Genomic DNA, 19831 nt, shown 5'->3' with positions numbered 1-19831 from the left:
CCGACCGACTCCGGCCTGCGAAGAACCTCGCTATTTCGCGATCAGGACGAGCAGCGAGCGCCCGCCGAGCCGGTAGCTGTTGCCGGCGCCCCCGACAACGGCCTCGGCACCGGGAGAAGCGACCTGGCCGGGGCCCTCGGCCCAGGCGGAGGTATCCGTCACTCGGTACCACTGCTTGCCCGCCCCCGGGGACGGGAGGGTGAAGTCGACATCACCGGACCAGCCGTTGTAACCGACGTACAGGGCGCTGCTCGAATCGCCCAACTCGGTTCCGTCGATGCGCCAGGCGAGCGCGTGGTTCGAGGGACTGTCCCAGTACGCCGCATCCGGCGTGGAGCCGCCAGGGGTGTACCAGCTCATCTGGGGCATGCCGTTGCCGTTGGTGTCCGAGCCGCTGTAGAAGCCGGCCGGGCGCAGCGCGGGGTGTGCCTTACGGAAGGCGATCAGGCGCTCGGTGAAGACGCGGAAGGTGCTCTGGTCGGTGGTGTACGTGGTGCTGAGCCAGTTGGCCGACGAGTCCAGGTTGTACGGGTTGTTGTTGCACCGCAGGGAGCGCAGGTACTCGTCACCGCCGTTGAACATGGGCGTTCCGGCGGACAGCATCAGGAAGGCCATGCCGTTGCGGGCGGCCTTTCTCTGGTCGGCCGCGCTCGCGTTCTGGTCCCAGGAGATGTTGTCGTCCGAGCCGCCGTCGGAGGGACCGTACGGCCACGCCTGCCCGTTGTTCTTGCCGTTGCACGCGTACAGATCGGCGAGGGTGAAGCCGTCGTGGGCGACCATGAAGTTGACGGAGTTCCAGGGCGCCCGTCCGTCGTCCTGATACAGGTCGGACGACCCGGCGAACCGGGTGGCGAGTTCGGCCGGCGTGACGCTCTGGAAGCCCATGGCGTTCTGATCGCGGCGCAGGGTGTCCCGGAAGATCCCGTTCCATTCGGACCATCCGGCGGGGAAGTTGCCCACCTGGTAGGTGCCGGAGCCGATCGCCCAGGGCTCGGCGATCCAGTCCGCACCGGTGCCGCCCTGGGCAGGGCGCGGGGGCATGGTCGCGGTGATCCGGTTCAAGGCCGTGTTCGGATCGGTCTTGTTGTACTGGAAGCAGCCGTGCTGACAGGTGTTGCCCAGCACCGACGCCAGATCCAGGCGGAAGCCGTCGACGCCCAGGGTGTCCTTCCAATGCGCCAGGGAGTCCACGATGAGGTCCTGCGCGACGGGATTGTAGGTGTTGTAGTTCCCGCCGACGCCCGTGTTGTCCCACGGGCTCTGCCGGTCGGAGGTGAGCGAGTAGTACGTGGGGTTGTCCAGACCCCGCAGGGACAGCAGGCTGTAGGTGTTCTTGTCGGCGGCGTTCCAGGGTCCGCCCTCGGCGGTGTGGTTGTAGACGACATCCACGAGGACCTTGATGCCGACGTCGTGGTACGCCTTGACCATCGCCTTGAACTCGCGGGTGGGACCTCCGGGGCTCCGGTCGGACGCGTAACGACGGTCCGGTGCGAAGTAGTTCAGCGTCGAATAGCCCCAGTAGTTGTCCCCGGCCGTGCTGTTCGGGGCCACGTCGTTGGCGTCGTTCTGGGTCTCCTGCACAGGCAGGAACTCCACCGCCGTAACGCCCAGGGCGGCCAGGCTCGCCGCCTTCAGCCCCGCTCCCTTGTAGGTGCCGCGGTCGGCCGAGGGGATGGAGGGATCGTTCTTGGTGAGGCCGCGGACATGGACTTCGTAGACGACGTCGTCCTTCAGAGCGCGGCTGGGCTTGCTGCCGGTGCCTGTGGTGTCGTTGGGCAGCACGATGCCCTTGGGAGCCTGCGGTCCGCTGTCGAGGGTGCGGTACTGCGGGCCGGAGGCGTAGACGGTCTCGCTGCTCACGGCGGGGGTGCGGGGGTCATGGCTGAGTTCCCGCGCGTAGGGGTCCGTCAGAAGCTTGTTCGGGTTGAACCGGTTACCGGCGGAGTCGACATCGGAGACGAATCCGGCGGACGAACCCTTCGTCCAGGCTGATGTGTACGGCCAGTTGGGGCCCCACGCCCGGTAACCGTAGTAGACGGCCCCGGTGATGCCGTACTGGTCGCGCAGCGTCGCGACGGACACGGTGACCGACCAGACGCCGCTGGCGGGGTCCTTGGTCAGCGGATAACTGACCCGCTCCTGGCTCCCGGAGGCGGACGCGTACAGGTAGACGTCGATCCGGGTCGCCTGTGACGAGTAGACACGGAAGCCGATGTTCGCCCCGTTGGAGTCGTAGGCCGCTCCCAGGTTCCGGGCGACGGCAGCCACGGGAGCCGACACCTCGGCCGCAGCGGGAACACCGGGACCGGCCAGGGCCGCGCACAGGACCACGGTGGCGAGCACCGCATGCCGGAGCTTTCCTCGTATTCGGACACGGATACGGGTGGGGGGACGCACGGCGGCTCCTTCACGGCCGGGAGGCCGCAAGCGCTGCGGCCGCACTGCACTGCAACCTGCGAGCAAACCCTTGCTGTAACTTGCCGCAAGATAGCGAGCCGACCGGTCCACGTAAACCCTTCCGGCACGCTGCGCCTTCCGAGCCGACGCGTCAGAGGCTCGCCTGCACACCTACCTCTTGCACAGATAGAGCGTGCCGGCCCACACATGACCCCACAGGCTGCGGGATCATCCCTGCAATAGATCGGCGAGCGCCTGTTCCGACCAGTGGCCCGCCGCGCCTGGGCAAGTCGCAACGTACGAAGCGATCGTCTCGACGTCCCACGCGTCTGCGGAGAGCAACCCCGCAGCCAGGTAGCGCACATACGCAGAAGTTGGAGGGTTCCACCGAACGTCCTTCAAGCCCCAAGGGGCCGTGAAGGTCAACACCGGCACTCCGTCCACTTGGCCGGCGCACACCAGCGTCTCGTATCGCCCCTTACCCAAGGTCGCTGTCCCTCGGGTCAGTACCTCCGCAAGGTCGATCTCTGCGCCTGGCTCCCTGTACATCTCCTGCGCCGCGATGTCTGAGAACTGGCTCGTCGTCACCAGGTGCGCTCTCGCCAGAACCCGACCTTCGGCCCTCGGGTCGTAGAACGCCCTGCCGCCTCCCCATACCGGCGAATCGGTCGCGAAGTACAGGGCGCCCCCAAGCTCGACCGGGATCGAGCGGCTGGGCATCTGCGGGTCTCTGCAACCGGGATAGGTCTTCGCAGTACCCGGCGGCTGGCCACCTCGGATGTAGAACCCGAGACGGTCCACGTGCATGTTGGACCCATATGACGTGTACCAGACACACTCAGGATCGAGATCATCTGGCATCGTCGGGTCGATAGATTGCAGGGCTTTCACGCGTGCACTCCCGGGAAGTCTGTTTGCACTGGTCAGCGCGCCATTCAGGGGCGTTCAACCTCGTTCCTTCCCCGCATGATCACCCACCGGGTGAAGCGTCGGCCGGCGGGCCCGTACCGACAAGGCCCGCCGGAGAGCGTGACGCGTCAGGACGTGCTCGTGCCCCGGCGCTTGAACCACCAGAGGCCGCCGCCGGCGAGAGCGACGACGACCACCACGAGAGCGACGATCAGGACGGTGTTCGAGCCTTCCTCCTCCTCGTCGGCCGCGTCCGCGGTCTCGGAGGCCGGGGTCTCGGACGGTTCGCTCGCCGCCGGGGTGGAGGGCGCGGCCGTGGTGGGTTCGGCGGTCGGGCTCGGGCTGACCGGCTTCGCGCCGGGCTCGGCGGGTTCCAGCTTCAGCACAGGTGCGCTGTTGCCGTGGCCGCCTTCCGCGTGCTCTCCCAGCTCGATCCACCGGTCTACCCGGTCGTCGCTGTAGGTCTGGAGGGTCTTGAAGGCCAGGGACTCGGCGTCCGGAAGCTGCCGGACGGTGACGGCGTACGCGGCGTCCTTGCCGATGGCGACCGCCGGGCCGCCCACGGTGTAACCGCGGTCGGTGACGGCGAACTTCCATCCCTTCGGGCCCTCCTTGTACGTGACGTCGGCGGGGGCTATGCCCTTGGGAAGGATGACCTCCAGCTCGGTGATCCCCGCCTTGTCGGACTCCGTCTCGGCGTTGAAGTCCACGGTGACGTTCTCCGCGAGGGCGCTGGCGCCCGCCGCCTCCACTTCGACATGCGCCGAGGCCGGAGTGGCGAGTGCGACGGACGCGGCCAGGGCCAGGGCGGTCATGCCGGACAGACGCAGGGCGCGCGGCCCCGAAGTACGGAACACGGGTAACTCCCATGACGATGAAGGGTGTACGGGCGCGCCGAGGCGTGCCCCGAGGTCAGATGGCGGAAGCGGGCTCCGCCGGCGGACCTCTGCGCGTCACCGCGTGCGCCAGCATCTGGGAGTCACGGGAAGGTGCCTGCGCCCGTTCTCCGACGGGCCGGAGGAGCCGGGGCACGGGAACGGCTGCCCCGGCCGGGTCGAGGCGGACGAACAGGCCGGCGAGCGCGACACCGAGGCGCTCGCCCAGAGCCGAGCACGAGGCGTCCGCACGCTGCATCGACCAGGCCACCAGCAGAGCCGCCGCGATGTGCGCCGCCGTCATCGCCGCACCGTGATGGCCCGCGTGCCAGCCCTCGTGACCGCCGTGCGTGGAGCCGTGACCGGCCGCCGTATGAAGGGCGTCGGCAGACCCCGTGTCCGGTGCGGTACGGGCCAGCCACAGGTGCACGGCGGCCTGTGCTGTTCCCGTGGCGGTCACCACGGCGCACAGTGACCGTGGTCTGCGCGTGAACGGAAGGGTCAGGAGGAACAGCAGGACACATCCGGCCCACACCGCCGGCCAGTTCACCTCGCCCCCGGACGCGAGGTGGTGGCCGGTGACGGCGAGCCCCGTACTCGTCACGGCGAACACCAGGGCGCGAACAGCCGCCACCGGCGCACCGCCGACCGGATCCGCTCCGTCTCGGTGCGCTGGGCGGGCACGACGCGTCCACCACATGGCCGCCCCATCATCGGGCATGGCAGCCGATCGCCGGACAGGAGTTCCGGTATATCCCCGGGCGTCCGATCCTGCGGCGGCGGGCCTACGATGTGCCCCATGCCCGGACGCCCGGAACCCTCAACAGCGAGCGATACACACCAGCACACCCCTGGCCCCCGCGAACTGACTGCGGCAGCCTCCGTCTTCTCCCTGCTCGCCGACCCGACGCGACTGCACCTGCTGTGGCTGCTCACCGCGGGTGAGTCCGATGTGACGACTCTGGCGGAGGCGTGCGGGGCGGCGCGGCCCGCCGTGAGCCAGCATCTGGCGAAACTGCGTCTCGCCGAGCTGGTTCAGTCGCGCAAGGACGGGCGCCGAGTGGTCTACACCCTGACGGACGGACATCTGCGCCGCTTGGTCGTCGAAGCGATCAGCCACGCGAATCACCAGGTCACCGGGGAGCCCTGGCACGACTGAGGCAGCTGGCGCGAGGTTGCTCCGAGGGGGTAGACATCTCCAAAGTGCGTGCTTGATTGCGCACGCGTGCATAAGATGAGGGGCGGTATCCGTCGTCGGCCAAGGGTGTCCCGCGTGCTCGCTGTTCTGCGCAACCGTGTCTACCGGCGCCTGTTCACGGCCCAGGTGATCGCCCTCACGGGCACCGGGCTGGCGACGGTCGCACTGAGTCTGCTGGCTTACGACATGGCCGGGGCGGACGCGTCCGCCGTCCTGGGCACCGCCCTCGCGATCAAGATGGTCGCGTACGTCGCGGTCGCACCCGTCGTCAGCGCCTTCGCCGACCGGATATCCCGCCGCGCCCTCCTGGTCTCGATGGACCTGACCCGCGCGGTGGTCGCGCTCTCGCTGCCTTTCGTCAGTGAGGTGTGGCAGGTCTACCTGCTCGTCTTTCTGCTGCAAGCCGCGTCCGCGGCCTTCACCCCCGCCTTCCAGGCCACCATCCCCGAAGTGCTCCCCGACGAGCGCGACTACACACGGGCCCTGTCCCTCTCGCGCCTCGCCTACGACTTGGAGAGCCTGTTCAGCCCCGCACTGGCCGCCGCGTTGCTGTCCCTCATCTCGTACAACTGGCTGTTCGCCGGAACGTCGGTGGGTTTCCTGGCTTCGGGCGTGCTGGTGGTCTCGGTGGTGCTGCCCCGGCCCGAGCCGGTGGAACGTACCGGTGGCGCCTACGCGAAAGCGGCCTTCGGCGCGCGCCTCTTCCTGGCCACTCCCAGGCTGCGGGCCCTGCTGGCGCTGGACCTGGCCGTCGCCGCCGGCGGCGCCATGGTCGTCGTCAACACGGTGGTGCTGGTCCGCGACGACCTCGGCCGGTCCGTGAACGACGTGGCGTTGGCCCTGGGCACGTACGGAGTCGGCTCCATGCTCGCCGCTGTCGCGCTGCCGCGCGTACTCGAGCGGGTGGCCGACCGTACGGTGATGCTGCCGGCGGCGTTCGTCGTGGCCGGTGTGCTGGCGCTGCTCTCACCGGTCGCGATCGCCGGCGGTTCGTGGGCCTGGCCGTCGCTGCTGAGTGCCTGGGCCCTGCTGGGTGCGGCCTCCTCGGCGGTACTCACTCCGTGCGGCCGTCTGCTGCGGCGTTCCGCCGCCGCCGTGGATCTCCCGGCCGCGTTCGCCGCGCAGTTCTCGCTGGCCCACAGCTGCTGGCTGCTCACCTACCCGCTCGCGGGCTGGCTGGCCGCCGAAGCCGGAATGGCCGTCTCGGCTGCCGTACTGGCCACCCTCGCACTGGCCGCGGCCATCACCGCGGTCGCTATCTGGCCGCGCCGGGACCCCGACCGCCTCAACCACGTCCATGTCGAACTGCCCGACGGTCACCCGCATCTCCAGGACGCGATCCCGACCTCCGTGGGGTTCCGGCACGGTCACGACTACCGCATCGACGCGCTGCATCAGCGCTGGCCGACCGCCGAGCGGGTCTGACCGGGCGACGGGCTGTCCGCCGAGCGGGTCGGGCTGGGTGACGGTGGGCCCACGCTCGCCGTCGGGCTCGGCCTGTTCCCGGTCACGGGGATGGAGGGGTACCCGGTGTCGAAGTGCATGTAGTCCGGCACCTTGATGTTCTGCCAGACCCAGCCCTCGTCGATGAAGGTCTGCCAGACAAGACCGCCCTCAAGGATGACTCCCTTGCCCGGGGTGCGTTCGGCGTACTGGTCGCTCGGGGACCAGCACTTGCAGCGGAGATCCATCCAGGGATTCTGCAGGGGGTTGATGTCGATGGCGCGGCCGTTCGCGTGAGGGGATTCCTTCAGGGGGGCGTTGATCTGGTTGGGGCGGCGGCAGTTGTACGCCGCGGTGTTGTTGTCTTCCAGGCTCGCCTGGTTGTCCCCTTCGTAGGCTTCGACCGGCTGCATGCGGGCGATGGGGAACCGCTCGTCGAACAGGCGGGTGAAGATGCGGGAGACGTTTTCGGCGATATCGGCGTTGACGACGAGTACTCCCCGCTGTATCTCACCGCCGAAGTCGATGTAGTTGATCTCCAGTCGGCGAAGGCTCTCCCGGGTGGCCGGGCAGCCCTCACGCCACATGCGGATCTCGACCATCCGCTGCCACTGGGCGGGCGTCACGTCCCGCACCACCGGATCGGCCGTCGGCGTCGGCGACGGGGTGGGGGTGCTGCTCCGCGACGCGGCGGCTTCGGGGCCGTCCGTCCCGGTGTCCCCTCCGGACGCGCACGCCGTCGCGGTCAGGACGCAGACCACGGCGAGCGAGAGGGCGCGGCCCACCAGGGAAGTGGGTGGCCGGACCGGAGCGGTGCTGGGGCTGTTCAAGGGAATCCTTAGAGTTCTGACGGCAGTTGACAGCAATTGACTGCACTGCCTGTGCTGAGAAGCGGAGTGGGAAAGCCGGGCGATGTTCAGTGGGACGGCGGCCTGTCGGCCCTGCCCGGCCTGGTCCAGCCCGGCGGCCACGAAGGGGCCTCCAGGAGGCGCTCGTACGTGAGCAGTTGGCGGCCCTCCAGCGTGGCGGTACGGCCGGCGAGTCGCCACCCGCGCCGTTCGTAGTAGGAGCCGGCACCCTGGGGCCCTTCTGCCGTGACCAGGGAGACCCGGCCGCATCCGGCGATCGTGGCGGCGGCCACGAAGCGCTCGATGAGGTCCGCGCCGATGCCCCGCGAAGAGGCCGCGTCGGCGACGGCGACGTGCGCGAGCACCGCCCCGGGGCCCGATGGGCTCCGTGCCGTCGTCGTGGCGGTGTCCGCAGGTTGTTGACGGAGCGTCAGTTTGCGGACGTAGCGCGGCAGCCGGGTGCGCAGGAAGTGCCCCAGCAGGCGGGGCCGTACGGTCAGGCCACCGGCCGCGAGCAGCAGCAGTCTGCTGCCGTGGCGCCGCAGCGTATGGCGACGGTGAAGCGCCGGATCCGTCACCCCCACCAGGAATCCGACGGGGCGGCCGTCGACCTCGGCGATGAAGGCCAGGGCGTGCGGGCTGGTCAGATACATCCCGGTGTACGTACTGAGGAATCTAGGGCCGAGACGGGCGAAGAAGCCGTCGGGGAAGAGCCTCCGGTGCTCCCTGACCACGTAGGGAAGGTGCTGCGGATCCATGAAGCGCACGGCGTACGGGAGTTCGGCCGGTGGGTGCGCGTCTCTCATGGCCGGCAGACGGGGGCCCGGCGAGTAGGGGCTCGGGACGGGGTGGGCAGGGCTCGATGGCGCGGTAGCGCGGGATTCGGCGTCCACACCCGCAAACTACTACGCCGTGTAGAAATAAATCCACTACGCTATGTAGAAACAGCTTGGAGTGTGATGCCCGCCCGCCCCGGACGGAGCAGGTCCTCCGGCGGGAGAGACTGGTGCGGGCGAGGCGAAGGACCTGGAGGGGAAGGTTTCGATGCGAGCGTTCGGCGAGCTGGAGTCGCAGATCATGAGGGTGGTGTGGCAGCGAGGCGAACCCGTCACCATCCACGCCCTGACCGACGCGCTCAACGGCCCGCGCACCCTGGCCTATACGACCGTGATGACCGTCACGGAGCGGCTGCGTGAGAAGGGCTGGCTGACCCGGGAGAAACGGGGCCGCTCCTATCAGTACAGCGCCGCCCGGAGCGCCGACGACTACTCCGCGGAACTCATGGGTCAGGTGCTGGACGCCGCCACAGACCGGGCCGGCGCGCTCCTGCGCTTCGCGGGCCAACTCGATCCCCGGGAAGCCGCCGCCCTGCGCGAGGCCCTGGCGGCACCTCCCGCCGACGACCCACCGCAGAGCGGAGCCTGAACCGTGCTGATCATCGGCGCACTGTTCCTCTACGCGATCCTGGTGGGCGTGGTCGGCGACCGGTGGCTCGCCCGCGCCGCGTGGGTGGCCCGCTCACCCCGTACGGCGCTGTACGTGTGGCACACCTGCACGCTGACCTTCCTGGTCACCGTGGCCAGCGTGCTCGTCCTCACCGCACACGACCTGTGGGAGCACGCCGTCGTCTGGCTGTTCCACGCCGACAAGCCGCAGGTCCACGCCGTATACAGCGGCTCCTGGCACATCGACGCGGTCGCCGACGCGGCGACCGCCCTGCTGCTCGCCGCCATGGTCATGACCGCCGTGCTCGCCGTGCGGCGTATCCGCGACTCGCGGCGCGAACAGGGCAGGCACCGGCTGGTCACTGACGCGCTCGCGGCGTACGGGCCCGGCCCGCTGCGACGCGTCCGTATCCTCGAAGACCCGGTACCGGCCGCCTTCTGCATTCCGGGGTCACGGCGCGACGGCCGCATCGTCCTGACCCGTGGCGCGCTCGCCCTCCTCACCGCCGACCAGGTCGCCGCCACCGTCGCCCATGAGCAGGCACACCTGCGTTTCCGTCATCATGCGGCGATCGTCCTGGCGAACGTGGCGACCGTGGCCGTCGGCTGGAGCGGTGCGCTGCGCAACTACGCGGGGCAGGTGCGGCGCCTGGCCGAGATGGCGGCCGACGACCACGCGGCCACGGAACACGGGCGCCGCACGCTCGCCTCGGCCCTCCTGGAGATGTGCACCGTCCCCGAAACCGGCGGCGGGGCGCTGCCCGCGATGACGGGAGCCGATCCGGCCGAGCGCATCCGCCGGCTCATCGCCCCCGCGCCGTCCCGGACAGGACGGGTACCGCGCGCGCTGGCAGCGGGCGCCGTCACCGTCCTGGTGGCCGTGCCCGCGACCCTCGCGCTGGCCCCCGCGGTCATGATCGCCGACACCGCCCACTGCCCACCGCGCTGCCACCCGGGTCCGGAGCACTGAACGGCCCTTGGCTGTAGGGGCGTTCGGGCGGGCGCCTCCGCCGGGTCATACTCGGACGGACATGCTGATCCCGACCCATACGTTCCGCACCGTGACCGGCAGCGCCACCCACGCGGCGGTCTTCTCCGTGCTGAATGAACCAGCGCCTGCGGCTTCGGCGTCAGCGAGGGTCGCGGCGAGGGCGTACCAGCCGTGTTCGGTGTTCTATGGGATCAATTTGGGCCATCAGTGCGGCTTCGGCGTATCTGCATCGTTGAGGGCCGCGCCTCGGGTAGTCAGTGGATCTTCCTGATTCCCTGACAGAGGAGCCCTCGTGGTCTGTCGTCGTGTCCTGGGCGGGCGGGCTGTGGCAGTGTTCACCGCCGCGGCCTCCGCCGTGCTCACCTTCACCGTGCCGTGCAGCGAGGCGGTCGCCGCCGGCCAACCGGGCCTGCAGCAGCGGCCGATGGCCCTGCCCGCCGCCAACGGCGACGTGCTCAGCTCGGAGCCGGGCGTCTTCTATCTGGATCCGCTCAAGGCGTTCAAGGCCAAGGCAACCGCGCACCGGATCATGTACCGCACCACCGACCGCACCGGGAAGGCCATCGCCGTCACCGGCACCGTGCTGAACCCCGCCACGTCCCCGTACGGTCAGCGCCCGATCGTCGCCTTCGCCCCCGGCACCCAGGGCCTGGCGGACAAGTGCGCCCCCTCCCGCCAGCTGGCCGACGGCACCGAGTACGAGGCGCTGCCCATCAAGAAGCTCCTCGACCAGGGCTACGCCGTGGTGGTGACCGACTATCAGGGACTCGGCACCCCCGGAATCCACACCTATATGACCCGCGAGGCCCAGGGCCGCGCCGTCCTGGACTCCGTCCGCGCGGCCCAGCGCCTGAACACCGTCGATCTCCCCGACGCCGGACCGGTCGCGCTCTACGGCTACTCCCAGGGCGGCGGCGCCACGGCGTCCGCCGCCGAACTCGCCCCCACCTACGCCCCGGAACTGAAGATCAAGGGCGCCGTCGTCGGCGCTCCCCCGGCGGACATGAACAAGGTCGCCGACAGCATGGACGGCTCCGCCTACGGAGCGTTCTTCAACTACGCCCTCTCCGGCCTCGCCACCGCGTACGGCATCGACATCGACCCTTACCTGACCGCCCACGGCAAACGCGTGACGAACGACCTGCGCGACAACCTGTGCACCACACAGGCCCTCGCCAAGTACCCCTTCCTCAACTCGCGCTTCCTGACCACGGACGGGCGCCCACTCACCGAGCGCCTCAAGCGCGCCCCGTGGGACACGATCGTGGCCGAACAGCAGCTCGGCAAGCGCAAGCCCGCCGTGCCCGTCCTGCTCTCCCACAGCGCCCTGGACGACGTCATCCCCCAGCAGGTCGGCAAGAACCTGGCCGCCGACTGGTGCCGCCGCGGCGTGACGGTCAAGTTCACCAGCAACCTCATCCCCGGCCACATCGCCGCGACCGAGGGCACCAGCGCCGAGGGTCTCCCCTGGCTCGCGGACCGCTTCGCCGGCAGGGCCGCGCCGAGCACCTGCTGACCCCGGTGATGCCCCTCTGCCCACCGTCCACAGAGGGGCATCACAGCGGACGGATCTTGCCAGGTACCGCAGGTCGCACAAGACACTCGCGCCACCTGGCAACCGCCTCCAACTGAGTCGAGCGCGGTCGACAGCCTTCGAGCAAGCGACGCGGCTGGACCGCTGCCGCATGTTGCCGCAGGGTGGGCTTGCCGGCCCGGCAGGTGGCGGAGACCCGTGCGACGGTGGGCTGCTCGCGGCCGGTGCGGAGGGGACCGGCCGCGCCTGCGGCCGGTCCGGGAGTTGTCGTGCCGACGGCCGGTCAGTCAGGCAGCCGGTCGAGGACCCACTCGCCGATCGCGGGGGTCATGGCGGCGTGCGGAGTGTTGTCCGAGGACAGGAGGTACTCGTCGAGTTCGAACTCGTCCGGCGACAGGTCGTCGATGGTGACGTACAGGTCATCCTGCTGGTCCAGGTCGCGGACGGCGACCGCGCTGACGGACGGTACGAAGCAGACGGCCCGGTGGGTCAGGTCGACGGACTCACCGATGCCGGAGAGTACTTCGCCAACGATGCCGAACGATTCGAGCGTGCCGCCGGGTGCCCCGTCCAGCTCGGGGAAGCCGGGCGTGGTGATGGTGTGCGGCCCGCCGAGGACACCGTTCAGTACGGCCACTTCCGCCTTCTCGCCCTGCTGCTGGGCGAGGAAGTACGTGCCGTCGAGGACCGGGCCGGCGCAGCTCAGCGCCTTGGCCCCGGCCCTCACACCGTTGCCCACGCCGTCACCGCGTCCGCTGGCCACGCCAAGCAGGCGCGGAATGCGGGGCCACCCGCCGACCTGCCTCAGCTGCTGGAGGAACTGCGTGCGCAGCGGGCTCTGTTCCGGGGCGGCGCCGATGTCTTCCGGGTGGCGCCAGAGCATCTGCTGGGCGGCGGGGCTGCTGATCTGCCGCAGGTAGGTGTCGTCGGTGTCGGCGAGGTAGCGCGCGAACGCCTGGAGACCGATCGGTACCCATGCCCCTCGGTGCGGGCTGTCGAACGATACGTAGACGCTGGTGTGGTGATCGATGCGCTGGTATTCCAGCTTCGCGAGCGCGTACCGGGCGGCGATGCCGCCCATGCTGAACCCGCCCACCATCAGCCGGGCGTCGCCCTGCTGCTCGGCGATGGTCCGCAGGATCGCGGCGCTCACCGTCTCGGCGTTGGTGAGGATCGAGTCGCTGCGCTCGGTGAACCCGACCAGCACCAGCGTCCGCCCCTGGGCCAGAAGCCCGCTGATGAACGGGAACTGGCCCCTGTCCAGTCCGTCCCAGAGCTGATCGAAGTCGCTCGGCCCAAGGTTGAACCCGTCGGCCAGGACGACGGGCCGCACCACCCCCTTCGCCCCTGCCCCGTAGTACACCCGGGCACTGCCGTGCGGCAGCTGCCACTCCTCGTCCCGCACCGGCGCCGGCGGGACCGCTGCCCCGGTCTGCGGGGTCACCAGTCCGATCGCCCCGGCGGCCTGCTTGGCTTTGTCGGTCCTGCTGTCGGCCACGACCAGTCCCTTCACCTCGTTACGAACAACCCTTCAAGGGACGTCCTCGACCGACACACCAACCACTAAGCGCCGATTACGCATACTTCGTCAGATTAGGTTCACTACTCCCATTTCGACCCGCAGAACCGAAGCGTGCGGTAGCCCCGCCGTCCGCGCCCGTTTCAGACCCACCTGCGTGAGATGATCCGCGCCTGAGCCGGGCCCGTTTCTCGTTGCGCTGTGTGCAGCCCCATCGCCGGGGCGACGGGGCTGCACGGGTTCTGGTGCGTAGTTCAGGTCAATGGACCGCGATGTAGAACCCGTTGGCCATCCCGCCGCCGGAGGGGTTGTAGGTGGCGACGGTGATGCCCTTCCCGCCCGCGCAGTTGGCCGGGATGACCCGGAGCGTGGAGCCCGCGGTGTCGCGGGGGGTGGCGGTGATGATGGCCCTGGACAGGTCGACGTCCTCGTTGCCGATCTCGACGCAGAAGACGTGCCCCGAGCCGGTCACCGAGCTGACGCCCTTGGAATGCACGACCGAGGCGTCGGCGTTGACCAGGGCGCCGGCCTGTACGTACGGGGCCTGGGAGCTGTCGGCGGCGGGAGCGGCGATGGCCACCCCTGCCAGCACTGTCGCCACCACTCCGATCCCCGCGCCGGTCAATGCAATGACACGGGTCTTCTTGCTCTTGAACATGCGTTTCCCTTCGCACGGATGCCGCCGCCTCCCTGGACCGCGACCCGAATAACGCTATTGACGCCTTCGCCCTCATAGCGGACTTCCTTTGTTAAACCACCGGCTGAGAGGGCGCTGGAAGCTCAGGGGGGAGGGAGTTCTTTCACCGGCGCACGCAGAAGCCCGACTCTGCCGTCCAACCTCGCCCGCGAAGAAGCGCCACGGGCAGATCCGAGCTGCGCTCCTGTCTCGCCGGTACCGGCGAGACAGGCTGACCTTGGCGCGCGTCCCTGCTGTGGCCAACCGACGCCGACTTCCGTACCTGTTCGCCTTCGGGGCTGCACTTGACGGCGCTCTTCACGACGTTGGAGATGGTTCCCCACGAGGTGGCCGAGACTGTCCGCACCCTCCTCGGTGCCGCCAGCAGCTCCGCCTCAGACTGCAGATCCACCACCACGACCATGTCAGCCACATTGCCGAGAGGCAGGCAACTCTGCAGCGGGGAGCCGCATCGCACGTCTGACCCGCATGGAAGGTCGGATCGCAGATCTTCTCGAAGAGCTTCCGGCTCAAAGCCCAAGTGGACGGGCGCCGTTCGGAACTGATGACCGCTCTGCGCAACCGCAATCAGTTCAACACGGACACCCCTCTTCCCAGTTCAGAGCTTCGGGAACTCAACTCTGCTACCTGGTACGTCCACGCGCGTGCGTACGTAGCCATGAAGTGGCCCGACGTCTCGGCCAAGCACCGTGCGGGCATCGCCGACGCTCTGGCCACAGTCACCCCCGCCCTCGTGAACGACAGCCGGGGCGCCCCCGCTCCCAACGTGCTCCGCCGGGCGCTCTACTCGTGGGCCTTCCGCCTGGCCAAGGACTCCACCGGTGTCTGGCAGTTCCGCACCGCGGTGGAGGAGCTCCTGAGGGTGTCGCGGCGGCGCTGACGTGGATCGAGCGGAAGTCGGTGAAGGTCGCAGAGCTCGACTCTGCTCCGTTGCTGCGCCTGGCGCTCACCGCGCTATCCCTCAAGACGGACGGGTCGAAGGCGGCGCCGAACACCGTCCGGCGGAAGCTACCGGTGTTCAGTAACGCCCTCCGGTACGCGGTGGAGTGCGAACTCCTGACCGCCGCCCCCCTGAGCGAGATCGACTGGAGCCCACCGGAGACGGACGACGAGGTGGACTTCCGCCTCGTGCCCGTCCTCAGTCTCGCCAGAAGGCTCATCGCCTCAGTCGGCATTCAGGTCAGGCGCGGCGAACACCTGGAAGCCTTCTTCGCCTGCATGTACTACGCGGCCATGCGCCCGGCCGAGGTCACCGATCTGCACCTCAAGGACTGCACCCTGCCCGCAGAAGGCTGGGGCGAGTTGCTGCTCTCCGGCAGCAAACCCCGTGTCGGCTCCGGGTGGACGGACACCGGTGAGTCCTTCGACACCAGAGGCTTGAATAAGCGCGCGAGGAAGACCACTCGCCCCCTGCCCATCCCGCCGGTCCTGGTGGCCACGCTGCGCGAGCACCTCAAGAAGCCCGGCGCCGCCAAGAACGGCCGGCTGTTCCGTGCCAGCCGTGGTGGCCACGTGCTGTCCAAGGAGTACGGCGAAATCCGGCAAGCCGCCCGTCGTGCCGTACTCGAAGAGTGGGAGGTCTCCACGCCGCTCGCTGAGTACCCCTACTTGCTACGTGCCGCGTGCGTTTCCCTGTGGCTGGCATCCGGGGTGGCGCCGGCAGAGGTCGCACGCCGGGCGGGCCACAGCATCGCGGTCCTCTTCCGCTTCTACGCCAGAGTCATCCACGGCAGCCAGAGCAAGACCAATGCTCAGATCGAGCAGGCTCTCAACGCTACCGACGACCAGGCCGAGGCCCCGATCCGACCCGAATCTGGAAGACAAATGGACCACTGACGCTGGTCAGAGGTGGGATACAGGCGGGACAGAACGAGACACACAAACGGAAAGGGTGCCTCCGATTCGAAGGCACCCCTTCTGACCTGCGCAAACCCAGACCTGCGCGGTGGGTGTGGGATTTGAACCCACGGTGACATCGCTGCCACGACGGTTTTCAAGACCTTTCGGCGGTTTGGCGCGTGACTCGCTCCCCCGCAGGTCAAACGGGTACGAGCACCCCGGCGGAGCCGTCTTCATCGTCGTCGTGCCCGCTACGTGCCCCCGGCCCGTGATCGTGCCCGCTCAGCCAGAAGTCGGCAGCCTCGGCGACCTGGTCGTCACGACCGGCGACCGGCCGGGCATAGTGCCGGGTCGTGACGCTGGCGTTCGAGTGGCCGAGCCGGTGAGCGGCGGTCATCACGCCGTACCGGTCGGCGACCCAAGTCCCGTGTGAGGCCCGGAGGTCGTGCGGAGTCACGTCGCTCAGCCCGGCCGCCAACACCGCAGGGTCGAAGTACGCCTTGCGCCACTGGTTGTAGCGCATGGGCTTCCCCGCAGGCGTGGTGAACAGGAGCGCATCGTCCCCGCCCGGCAGCGTCTCCAGGTACTTCGCGAGCCGCTTCACCAAGGACGGGCCGACGCGGATGAGCCTCTTCTGATGCGACTTGGGGGTGTCGAAGACCAACGTGCCGTTGGCCTCGGCAAGGTTCTCATCAACCAGGACCAAGCGGCCGAGCAGATCGATGTCCACGCGCCGAAGGGCGAACGCCTCGCCAACCCGCAGGCCCCCGTACGCGAGGAGTGCGATCAGCAGATCATGCGGCTTGGCAGCGCTCCGGACGATCCGAGAGGCTTCGAGCGGGGTCAGGATGTGCGGCTCGGTCTGAGGCATCCTCGGCAGCTTCACGCCCCGGCAGGGAGTCTGAGGGATCATGTCGTTGTCGACAGCCGACCGCATGATCTGCGACAGGACCCGGTACGCCTGCCTGATCCGAGACGCGCTAAGTCCCTTGGTCTTCATGCTGCCGACCCACTCCGCGACCGTGATCGGCCGAAGGCCGGACAGTTCCTTATCACCGAGCGCCGGAACGATCAGCGAGTTGATCAGGGACCGGTACGTCGCTTGCGTCTTGTGCTTGAGCTGCGGGGAGACAGCGGCGAGCCAGCGGGCCGACCATTCACGCACGGTCGTCTGTCCCTCGGCCGGATCGAGCCAGCGCCCCTCCTCGACCTCAATGCGCTTCTTCATAAGCCACCGGTCGGCATCCGTCGACGTGGCGAACGTCCGATCCGCAGGCCGCAGCACGCCATCAGGCCCCGGATACCGAGCCTGAAACCGGCCGGACGGCAGCTTGCGGACACGCCCGAAGTTCCGGCGGGACTTGCGCTTGCCAGCCATCAGGCAGCCCTCCTCAAGCTCATCGGCCGCAGAATGACCGGCTCCACGGTGTTGGCGGTCACGTACGCCTCTACGGCGCTCTCGGGGACACGGACATGACGCCCAACCTTCACGAAGGTGATGCGTCGTTCCTCGATCAGGCGCCGGGAGAAGCGGACGCCCGTGCCGAGTCGTTCAGCAACCTGATGCACCGTCAGCAGTCGGTCGGTCATGGTCACCACTCCCCCTCGTTGTCGGTCAGGTCTGCGCGTGCTTCGCGGGCGGTTTCCCGGCGTTGTTGGATGTCGCGGTGGATGTTGGCGGCGAGCCAAGACTCACCAGGTGTGTGTCCGTGTCCGGCGTAGGACCAGTGCGCGAGGGTGAGCGTCGTTCCCTCCGGGTGGTCGTCGGGGTCCGGCAGGCCGAGGGCTTCGCGTTGCTGGTGGGCGCGGTAGTCGGCCCGGACCTGCCGCAGAGCCCCGAGGGTGGTGGAGTAGCGGCGGGATTTGGTGGAGAAGTGGCCCCGGAAGCCGAGCATGTGAGCCCAGGCCAGCAAGCGCCGGTCCGGGTAGAGGGGGTGGAGGTCGAAGCACGCTTCGATCAGGCGCCGGGTGTGGTCGGGGATGTCGAGGAGGATCAGCGCTTCTCGGTTGCCGACGCGGCGGTCCACGGTGCCGGTCGTCTCAGCCGCCTTGGTGGCGTACTTGGCGACGTAGGAGGCGACAGCCTGCTCGGTGAGGTCTTCGCCGTTGCCGAAGGCACCGATGGGCTGGACGTCGAGCTGTGCCCCCCAGGCCAGCACACGGGCAGGCTGGTCCCCGGCCGGGGGCAGGCTGATCTCAGCACGGGAAGCCGCAGCACGCAGTGCGCTGGTGAGCAGGTCGAGCGTCGCCCAGGACGGCGGCGGGGAATCCGGGCCGTCTGGTCCGTCGAAGCGGATGACGGCGTGGAAGTGGATGGCGCCCCGCTTCTGGTACTCGGCGACCTTGCCGTAAGACACCCGGAGCTGTTCCTTGAGTTCGCGCTGGGTTATGCCGGCACGGGCGGCCAGCTCACGCGGGAGGTAGATGGTGACGTACCGCCACAGGTCCCCGGCGTGGTTGTTCCACAGCACCGACCCGGCGTAGTCGTACGTACCGGGGTCCAGCGCGGTGCCCAACTCGGGTGCTTCCTCGGGGTGTTGGGTGCCGCATCGGCAGGGGCGTGTGCCGGGGCGGTTGTGGACCGGGCCGAAGGACGGGGCGGTGAGGGTCGCGAACACGCGGGGGTGATCCCGCACGGTGTGCGGGGTGCCCTTGTTCGGGTCGCCGGTGAGTCCGGCGCGGATCAGGTGGTAGGTGTCCCCGGCGTAGGTCCAGGCGCAGGAGGGGCAGCGCGAGGCGCGGCGGTTGCCGCACGCGAGGCGGAGCATGCCGCCGGGCTCGTTGTCGGTCGTGTAGTGGTGCAGGAGGGTGCCGGTGGTGCGGTCGATGGTCTTGGTCGCGCCGGTGAGGCGGATCGGGTCGGAGCATCCTCCGGTGCGGCGGATCTGTTCCTGCCAGCGGTCGAAACCGGGAGCCCCGGCCACCCGCAGCAGATCGCTGAGGGTGGCCGGGTCCAGGCCCGCCGCGAGGGCGGTGGTGTTCATCAGCGGCCACGCCCCTTGTCGTGGGCGGGGCCGTGGTTGGCGGTGTAGCCCTCCACCAGGGCACGGACCTGGGTGTCACCGGTCGCGGTGGCCGAAGCACCGCAGTGGCACACGGCCGAGGCGTGGGCGGGAGCGGACGGAGAGGGCTTGCTGACGTGCAGGCCGGGGCTGCCCGGGCTCGGGGTCAGGTCACTCACGGCAGTCACTTCCCGGCCTGGGCGAGGGCGGCGGGGGTGCGGTGGCCGGTGCCGTTACAGGCGCGGCAGGTGACCATGAGGGTTTGACGCTGGCCGGTCGTGCTGCGCTGGCCGGTGGTGATGGCGACGGTCGGGAAGCCGTCGCAGTCCGGGCAGATGGGCCGGGGGCGGGTGTGCTGAGGCATGATGGGATCTCCCTTTCGGGTCTGTTGGGCCTGGATGGGGTGGGCGCCCGGAGCGGCGGAAACTTGGCGGTTGAGGCCGCTCCGGGGGCTACTTGCTGCGGCGCGTGGGGCTCTTGAGGGCCAGGCCGATACCGCCGGTGGCGGAGAGCACGGCGAGTGAGGCGACAGCGGCCACGTGGATGGTCACGGCGATCATGAGGACGACGAGGGCGACACCGCCGGTGATCGTGAGCGTGAGCAGGATGGGACCGGCGTAGGAGCGCGGCGCTTCCTGGATGATCACGACCTTGCGCAGATCGGTACCGGGCGGCATCTGCCGGTAGAGGTCGGCGGGGATGTGACCGGCGCGGAACTGCTCATCGGGCAGGTGCATGACAGCTCCTCTCAGGGGTTGCAGCGGTGGGTTTTGGCGGCGAGTTCGGCGGCGGAGCGGTTGAGGTAGTCGGCGGAGAAGTCGCAGCCGGGGGCGGTGCAGGCGGCGGCGTGCTTGTCGCGGCCACGGGCGTCGTTGTGGGTGCCGACCTGGACGGGGCCGATACGGATCACGTCCCTGAAGCGCTTCGGGCGGGCCATGGCGGTCAGCCGTTCCGGCCGGTGAAGTCGTCGGCGTGGTCGGTGAGCCACTGCTGGATCTCGGGGTGCTCGTCGTCGGTGGCCCGGTTGATCGCGGCTTCAGCGGTGGCCGCTCCTTCGACCAGGCGGTTGCTGCGGGTGAGTTCGGCGGACCGCTTCAGGGCGGACTCGATAGACGGACGCATGATGAATCTCCT

Annotated in this window: 23 protein-coding genes; 7 read left to right on the top strand and 16 right to left on the bottom strand. The window is 69.2% G+C overall.

The annotated features are described in order from the left end of the window. Positions 1-30 precede the first annotated feature (30 nt). The 4 genes from ACIBLA_RS30235 to ACIBLA_RS30220 all read right to left on the bottom strand — a co-directional run bounded on the left by ACIBLA_RS30235 (position 31) and on the right by ACIBLA_RS30220 (position 4815). The gene (locus ACIBLA_RS30235) at positions 31-2397 is read right to left on the bottom strand and encodes a glycogen debranching protein (RefSeq protein ID WP_399200461.1); all 2367 of its coding nucleotides are present in this window, start codon (positions 2395-2397) and stop codon (positions 31-33) included. Positions 2398-2625: 228 nt separating this feature from the next. Next, positions 2626-3288 (bottom strand): histone deacetylase, encoded by a 663-nt coding sequence (locus ACIBLA_RS30230; RefSeq protein WP_399200460.1) that lies wholly within the window; start codon positions 3286-3288, stop codon positions 2626-2628. 146 nt (positions 3289-3434) lie between these two features. After that, positions 3435-4163, bottom strand: a complete 729-nt coding sequence (locus ACIBLA_RS30225) for a DUF1775 domain-containing protein (RefSeq protein ID WP_363239984.1) — start codon at positions 4161-4163, stop codon at positions 3435-3437. Between the two features lie 55 nt (positions 4164-4218). Continuing rightward, the gene (locus tag ACIBLA_RS30220) at positions 4219-4815 is read right to left on the bottom strand and encodes a hypothetical protein (RefSeq protein WP_399200459.1); all 597 of its coding nucleotides are present in this window, start codon (positions 4813-4815) and stop codon (positions 4219-4221) included. A gap of 165 nt (positions 4816-4980) precedes the next feature. Here ACIBLA_RS30220 and ACIBLA_RS30215 point away from each other — a divergent pair, with 165 nt between their 5' ends. Together ACIBLA_RS30215 and ACIBLA_RS30210 are read left to right on the top strand one after the other, a co-directional pair. Then, a complete protein-coding gene (locus tag ACIBLA_RS30215; protein WP_363239986.1) occupies positions 4981-5340 on the top strand; it encodes a metalloregulator ArsR/SmtB family transcription factor in 360 nt (119 codons plus the stop codon). A gap of 114 nt (positions 5341-5454) precedes the next feature. Continuing rightward, positions 5455-6804, top strand: coding sequence for an MFS transporter (locus tag ACIBLA_RS30210; RefSeq protein ID WP_363239988.1), 1350 nt, complete (start codon positions 5455-5457; stop codon positions 6802-6804). On the opposite strand, the gene ACIBLA_RS30205 is transcribed toward ACIBLA_RS30210, so the two are convergent. Both ACIBLA_RS30205 and ACIBLA_RS30200 read right to left on the bottom strand, forming a co-directional pair. Then, positions 6774-7652, bottom strand: coding sequence for a M15 family metallopeptidase (locus tag ACIBLA_RS30205; protein ID WP_363239989.1), 879 nt, complete (start codon positions 7650-7652; stop codon positions 6774-6776). The genes ACIBLA_RS30210 and ACIBLA_RS30205 overlap by 31 nt on opposite strands. Before the next feature lie 86 nt (positions 7653-7738). After that, positions 7739-8476 carry a GNAT family N-acetyltransferase gene (locus tag ACIBLA_RS30200; protein ID WP_363239990.1) on the bottom strand — a complete coding sequence of 246 codons (738 nt, stop codon included), beginning with the start codon at positions 8474-8476 and terminating at the stop codon, positions 7739-7741. A gap of 238 nt (positions 8477-8714) precedes the next feature. On the opposite strand from ACIBLA_RS30200, the gene ACIBLA_RS30195 reads away from it, so the two are divergent. The 3 genes from ACIBLA_RS30195 to ACIBLA_RS30185 all read left to right on the top strand — a co-directional run bounded on the left by ACIBLA_RS30195 (position 8715) and on the right by ACIBLA_RS30185 (position 11622). Beyond that, a complete protein-coding gene (locus ACIBLA_RS30195; protein WP_363239991.1) occupies positions 8715-9095 on the top strand; it encodes a BlaI/MecI/CopY family transcriptional regulator in 381 nt (126 codons plus the stop codon). A 3-nt stretch (positions 9096-9098) separates the two neighbouring features. Next, entirely contained in the window at positions 9099-10085 is a 987-nt protein-coding gene (locus ACIBLA_RS30190; protein ID WP_399200458.1) for a M56 family metallopeptidase, read from the top strand. A 313-nt stretch (positions 10086-10398) separates the two neighbouring features. Next, positions 10399-11622: an alpha/beta fold hydrolase gene (locus tag ACIBLA_RS30185; RefSeq protein WP_399200457.1), complete on the top strand. Its 1224-nt coding sequence runs from the start codon at positions 10399-10401 to the stop codon at positions 11620-11622. A 301-nt stretch (positions 11623-11923) separates the two neighbouring features. Here the strand turns inward: ACIBLA_RS30185 and ACIBLA_RS30180 are convergent, their stop codons facing one another. Both ACIBLA_RS30180 and ACIBLA_RS30175 read right to left on the bottom strand, forming a co-directional pair. Continuing rightward, positions 11924-13138, bottom strand: coding sequence for an esterase/lipase family protein (locus ACIBLA_RS30180; RefSeq protein WP_399200455.1), 1215 nt, complete (start codon positions 13136-13138; stop codon positions 11924-11926). Positions 13139-13418: 280 nt separating this feature from the next. After that, complete coding sequence (locus ACIBLA_RS30175; RefSeq protein WP_363239995.1) at positions 13419-13817, bottom strand: hypothetical protein; 399 nt, start codon at positions 13815-13817, stop codon at positions 13419-13421. 583 nt (positions 13818-14400) lie between these two features. Between ACIBLA_RS30175 and ACIBLA_RS30170 the strand changes: the two genes are divergently transcribed. After that, positions 14401-14736 carry a hypothetical protein gene (locus tag ACIBLA_RS30170; protein WP_399200454.1) on the top strand — a complete coding sequence of 112 codons (336 nt, stop codon included), beginning with the start codon at positions 14401-14403 and terminating at the stop codon, positions 14734-14736. A gap of 20 nt (positions 14737-14756) precedes the next feature. After that, positions 14757-15692, top strand: a complete 936-nt coding sequence (locus ACIBLA_RS30165) for a tyrosine-type recombinase/integrase (protein ID WP_399200453.1) — start codon at positions 14757-14759, stop codon at positions 15690-15692. Positions 15693-15894: 202 nt separating this feature from the next. On the opposite strand, the gene ACIBLA_RS30160 is transcribed toward ACIBLA_RS30165, so the two are convergent. From ACIBLA_RS30160 to ACIBLA_RS30125, 8 genes are all read right to left on the bottom strand, one after another. Beyond that, positions 15895-17073: a tyrosine-type recombinase/integrase gene (locus ACIBLA_RS30160; protein WP_399200452.1), complete on the bottom strand. Its 1179-nt coding sequence runs from the start codon at positions 17071-17073 to the stop codon at positions 15895-15897. Beyond that, on the bottom strand, positions 17073-17285 hold the full coding sequence (locus ACIBLA_RS30155) for an excisionase family DNA-binding protein (protein ID WP_399200451.1): 213 nt from the start codon (positions 17283-17285) through the stop codon (positions 17073-17075). The genes ACIBLA_RS30160 and ACIBLA_RS30155 overlap by 1 nt, the downstream gene beginning before the upstream one ends. Positions 17286-17287: 2 nt before the next feature. Further along, on the bottom strand, positions 17288-18679 hold the full coding sequence (repSA, locus tag ACIBLA_RS30150; protein ID WP_399200450.1) for a replication initiator protein RepSA: 1392 nt from the start codon (positions 18677-18679) through the stop codon (positions 17288-17290). After that, positions 18679-18876 carry a hypothetical protein gene (locus ACIBLA_RS30145; protein ID WP_399200449.1) on the bottom strand — a complete coding sequence of 66 codons (198 nt, stop codon included), beginning with the start codon at positions 18874-18876 and terminating at the stop codon, positions 18679-18681. Before ACIBLA_RS30145 ends, repSA begins: the two co-directional genes overlap by 1 nt. 5 nt (positions 18877-18881) lie before the next feature. Next, complete coding sequence (locus tag ACIBLA_RS30140) at positions 18882-19061, bottom strand: hypothetical protein (RefSeq protein WP_399200448.1); 180 nt, start codon at positions 19059-19061, stop codon at positions 18882-18884. Between the two features lie 88 nt (positions 19062-19149). After that, positions 19150-19434: a hypothetical protein gene (locus ACIBLA_RS30135; RefSeq protein WP_399200447.1), complete on the bottom strand. Its 285-nt coding sequence runs from the start codon at positions 19432-19434 to the stop codon at positions 19150-19152. An 11-nt stretch (positions 19435-19445) separates the two neighbouring features. Continuing rightward, positions 19446-19634: a mobile element transfer protein gene (locus tag ACIBLA_RS30130; protein ID WP_399200446.1), complete on the bottom strand. Its 189-nt coding sequence runs from the start codon at positions 19632-19634 to the stop codon at positions 19446-19448. A 5-nt stretch (positions 19635-19639) separates the two neighbouring features. After that, positions 19640-19819, bottom strand: a complete 180-nt coding sequence (locus ACIBLA_RS30125) for a hypothetical protein (RefSeq protein ID WP_399200445.1) — start codon at positions 19817-19819, stop codon at positions 19640-19642. Positions 19820-19831 lie beyond the last annotated feature (12 nt).

The organism is Streptomyces sp. NPDC050433, assembly GCF_044458565.1.
In the GTDB taxonomy this organism is placed as follows: domain Bacteria; phylum Actinomycetota; class Actinomycetes; order Streptomycetales; family Streptomycetaceae; genus Streptomyces.
This window is presented reverse-complemented; position numbering and strand designations above follow the sequence as displayed.

Excerpts from the sequence above, each read along its gene's own strand:
- ACIBLA_RS30215 (WP_363239986.1), top strand. The coding sequence starts at position 4,981 with ATGCCCGGACGCCCGGAACCCTCAACAGCGAGCGATACACACCAGCAC.
- ACIBLA_RS30200 (WP_363239990.1), bottom strand. The coding sequence starts at position 8,476 with ATGAGAGACGCGCACCCACCGGCCGAACTCCCGTACGCCGTGCGCTTC.
- ACIBLA_RS30195 (WP_363239991.1), top strand. The coding sequence starts at position 8,715 with ATGCGAGCGTTCGGCGAGCTGGAGTCGCAGATCATGAGGGTGGTGTGG.
- ACIBLA_RS30175 (WP_363239995.1), bottom strand. The coding sequence starts at position 13,817 with ATGTTCAAGAGCAAGAAGACCCGTGTCATTGCATTGACCGGCGCGGGG.
- ACIBLA_RS30170 (WP_399200454.1), top strand. The coding sequence starts at position 14,401 with ATGACCGCTCTGCGCAACCGCAATCAGTTCAACACGGACACCCCTCTT.
- ACIBLA_RS30160 (WP_399200452.1), bottom strand. The coding sequence starts at position 17,073 with ATGGCTGGCAAGCGCAAGTCCCGCCGGAACTTCGGGCGTGTCCGCAAG.
- ACIBLA_RS30155 (WP_399200451.1), bottom strand. The coding sequence starts at position 17,285 with ATGACCGACCGACTGCTGACGGTGCATCAGGTTGCTGAACGACTCGGC.
- repSA (WP_399200450.1), bottom strand. The coding sequence starts at position 18,679 with ATGAACACCACCGCCCTCGCGGCGGGCCTGGACCCGGCCACCCTCAGC.
- ACIBLA_RS30140 (WP_399200448.1), bottom strand. The coding sequence starts at position 19,061 with ATGCCTCAGCACACCCGCCCCCGGCCCATCTGCCCGGACTGCGACGGC.
- ACIBLA_RS30135 (WP_399200447.1), bottom strand. The coding sequence starts at position 19,434 with ATGCACCTGCCCGATGAGCAGTTCCGCGCCGGTCACATCCCCGCCGAC.
- ACIBLA_RS30130 (WP_399200446.1), bottom strand. The coding sequence starts at position 19,634 with ATGGCCCGCCCGAAGCGCTTCAGGGACGTGATCCGTATCGGCCCCGTC.
- ACIBLA_RS30125 (WP_399200445.1), bottom strand. The coding sequence starts at position 19,819 with ATGCGTCCGTCTATCGAGTCCGCCCTGAAGCGGTCCGCCGAACTCACC.